The organism is Streptomyces sp. NPDC002785 (genome assembly GCF_040295565.1).
GTDB lineage: Bacteria > Actinomycetota > Actinomycetes > Streptomycetales > Streptomycetaceae > Streptomyces.
The window spans coordinates 1-3,354 of record NZ_JBEOVN010000362.1; the positions used below are offsets into that span (position 1 = coordinate 1).

3 protein-coding genes and 1 pseudogene are annotated in these 3,354 nt (G+C 71.1%); 1 reads left to right on the forward strand and 3 read right to left on the reverse strand.

Features of this window, described 5'->3' with window-relative positions; genetic code table 11:
* Positions 1-133 precede the first annotated feature (133 nt).
* The 3 genes from ABTZ94_RS36905 to ABTZ94_RS36915 all read right to left on the reverse strand — a co-directional run bounded on the left by ABTZ94_RS36905 (position 134) and on the right by ABTZ94_RS36915 (position 2,533).
* A complete protein-coding gene (locus tag ABTZ94_RS36905) occupies positions 134-556 on the reverse strand; it encodes a hypothetical protein (protein WP_351207736.1) in 423 nt (140 codons plus the stop codon).
* A gap of 130 nt (positions 557-686) precedes the next feature.
* On the reverse strand, positions 687-995 hold the full coding sequence (locus ABTZ94_RS36910) for a hypothetical protein (RefSeq protein ID WP_351207738.1): 309 nt from the start codon (positions 993-995) through the stop codon (positions 687-689).
* Positions 996-1,174: 179 nt separating this feature from the next.
* Entirely contained in the window at positions 1,175-2,533 is a 1,359-nt protein-coding gene (locus ABTZ94_RS36915) for an NAD(P)/FAD-dependent oxidoreductase (RefSeq protein ID WP_351207740.1), read from the reverse strand.
* A gap of 487 nt (positions 2,534-3,020) precedes the next feature.
* Here ABTZ94_RS36915 and ABTZ94_RS36920 point away from each other — a divergent pair.
* Positions 3,021-3,233 (forward strand): annotated as a pseudogene (locus ABTZ94_RS36920) (IS6 family transposase); the annotation flags it as partial.
* Positions 3,234-3,354 lie beyond the last annotated feature (121 nt).

A 3,354-nucleotide genomic window follows, 5' to 3' on the forward strand; every position in this document is an offset into this window, starting at 1 on the left:
GCGCGAGAGGTCTACCGCCACCTCACCAGCGCATTCACCGGCGCACCCGGGCCGTCTCCTGCAGCTTGACGATCTATAGAAGCTTCAGAGTCAAGTTAGGCGGTGGCCAGACAGCCCTGATGAGGCAGGCCGTTTAGAGAAAACAGGCGGAAACGTAGCCGACCACGCCAGTGCGCTCGTTCCGCACCAAATGCCAGGCGGTCGTGTTGGAGCCGTCCGGGCAATCGATCCGGGGACCGGGATCGGTCTGCATCAAGTACGCGCAGTCGCCCTGGCTGGCCCACCCGACCTCGTCCCCGCCCGGCTTGTTGCGCATGCGGATGTCGGTGCCCTTGAAGTCGGTGTGGGGACCGCTGGCATCGCACGCCGCTGCGACGACGGGGGCCTCCGCTGCGTGTGCTGTCGAGCCGAGCGTGATGGCCCCGAACGCGAGTGTGACAACGGCGATGCTCGCCACAAGAGATTTCGTCATGTCGTAGTCGTACCGGCGGCTCCTGCTCAGTGGGAACGCCCAGGCGGCGAACTCACCCTTGTGGGTGACCGCAGAAACGATCAAGCGGCGAGGGCGCCATCAGAAACGACGTCTTTCAGCAGCGCCGCCACGCGCCGGGATGCGCGCGCCCTGTCCCGGATGCGGGACGAGCACGTGGCACCGGCGGCGGGCGAGGCGCTCTCCGTGCCCCGGGTCAGAGTGCGGTATCGCTCAGGGCGTGTCGACGGTCGACGATGCGCGCGTGTGGTCCCCCGTCGGCGATGTGGTGTGTCAGAGTCTCGCGACTGGCGCGGCGCACCTCGTCGGCCGGGTGGCTGACGAGGGCAGCATTGGGGGTTCTCTCCGCTGTCGGGGGCCGGGGAAGGAACGCCGTAGGCGGGCGACTGGAGGCCAGTCGCGGGTCCGGCAGCTGCTGCGCGGTGCCCGTCCACAGCGGCGTACGCCAGGGCAGCCGGGTGACCGGATCGCCGCGCAGCGGCCGTACGCCGGTCAGGAACGGCACGCCCGCCGAGGCCAGTTCGCGCAGGGAGCCGGGGGCAGGGGGCCGTCGCAGATCAGGACCGGCGGCCGCCCGCAGGCCTGCCAGTGCGGAAGCAGTTCCGCGGTCCGCTCCGCCCAGGCGATCGGGAACATGCCCTGGGCGTCGACGAGGAAGAGCCCGCCGTCAGCGGCCGGCTTCGCTCAGACCCCCGGTTCCTCTGGTGCCGTTGGCGGCTCGGTGGGCGTCGGGGCGGGCGGGCAGAGGAGGACGGCCCGGGCCACGGGCGGGGCGAACAGGGTGGTGACGGGTGTGCGGAGGGTCAGTACGGAGCGGAAGGCGGGCCCGACTACGGGGTCGCCGGGGTAGCGCTCCAGGACACGCTGCAGGTACCAGTCGGCGACGCGGTCCGCCGGTCCGACGGCTGCCGCAGTGCCCACCGCGCCCGGCATGTTGCGGTCCGCTCCGGCGGAGATGTCCCACGCCTGCCGGGACGCGGCGAGGAGTGCCCGCTGCACGCGCCGCGTCGTGGGGATCCGGCGCGGATCGGCCAGTGCGTCGCGCAGGGCGAGGGCGCTCATCGCGGCGACGGCCATGCCTTGCCCGTAGATCGGGTTGAAGGTGCACAGGGCGTCGCCGGTGGCGAGGAATCCGGCAGGGCGGCGGCCGGGCAGGTCGTAGCGGCGGCGGATGTTCGCGGTCCGACGGTGGCCGAACGCTGGTGAGAGAGGTTCGGCCTCGTCCAGCCACTGGTGCAGGAGCGGATGCGGCAGCCTCTTCTTGGTGTACGTCACGAACTCGTCGTCGTCCGTGGGCGGCTCGTCACCGCGCAGCCCCGAGACGATGACCAGATGGGTGCCGTCCTCCAAGGGCAGCGCGCCACCACCGTGGACCTGGGCGGGGCTGGGGTAGACGTAGTAGCCGCAGGTGTCGCCGTCGAGGACGCCGCTCCTGCCGCGGTAGACGCGGGAGGCGTACGCGAGACCCGTGTCGATGGTCTCCTCGTGCGGGGCCTCGGCCCCGATCGCCGTGAGCCACTGCCGGGCCTTCGTACCCCTGCCGGAGGCGTCGACGACCAGGTCGGCCTCGAGGACCCGTTGCTCCCCTCGGGCGTCGCCGGAGCGGTCCTGCAGCAGCACGCCCCGCACGCGCGAGGCGTCACCGAGGAGCCCGACGGCATCGGCCCCCTCCACCGCGCTGATCATCGGATTGGCGAGGACGCGCCGTCGCACCAGCTCCTCCAGCTGCGCGCGGGAACCCGTGTAGATGTGCGTCGTCGCGGGCAGCCGCCGGAACCAGCGCCCGTCCTGCCTCTGCACCAGGTCCGACGGCAGGCCCACACGCGGTGCACCCGCCGCCCGCAGCTGTGCCAGGAAGCCCGGCAGCAGCGACTCCAGGGCCACCTGCCCGCCCTCCAGCAGGACATGTGGATGCCGGCCCTGCGGTACACCGGGCCGCGCCATCGTGCCGTCCGGGAACCGGTCGCGCTCGACGACGGTCACCCGGTCGGCGTGCCCGGCGAGGACGTGCGCCGCGAGCAGCCCCGCAAGGCTCCCGCCCACGACGACCGCATGCCGCGCGCCCCGCCCGCCGCCCACACCCCAACGACCCGTCCTTCCCGCAGATTTCACTGATGCGCCCCCTGGTCGCCCCGTCTGCAGAAGACACCAGTATCCCGCTCCACAGGGCGCGTTGGCCGCGTTCCGGCGCTTCCTGCGCGTCCCGAAAACGCTCGCCTCGCAGCACTGCCGCCCGGCGCTGCCGTCAGGGCGCTGCCGTCAGGGCGCGCTGGAGCAGATTAGTGGAGTACGTGCGGGTTCATTCAAGGCTGCGTGACCTGGCGGAGCCGCATGTCAGCAGCTAGATCGCTGCACGATAGCCCTTCACTCGTTGGTGTGGGATCTCCGCAGCAACTCGCAGATTCCGCGAGTGACGGCTCTAATTTCCGGGATCGTGTCAGATTCCGAAAGTCGTCTGCTGACGGCGCTGTCACGTTAGCTGGCGGGGTGGGATGATCTTCAGGTGGAGCATCCTGGAGGGGGATCGTTCGTGGGGAGCGCACCGCCGTCGTACAAGGGTCACCGGTACCCCGTCGAGGTGATCTCGCACTGCGTGTGGCTGTACTTCCGCTTTCCTCTCAGCTTCCGCGAGGTCGAAGAGCTCATGCCCCAGCGCGGCGTGATCGTCTCGCATGAGACGGTGCGCCGCTGGTGTGCCGAGTTCGGCCAGGCGTACGCCGACAGGCTGCGTCGCCGCCGGCCGCGAGCTCCCGCTACCTGCCCGCGGCTGAGACGGCCCGGGTCGGCGGGGACTGGTACGACGCGATCCCGCTGCCCGGGAGCCGGGTCGCCCTGGTCGTGGGCGACGTCATGGGCCACTCCAT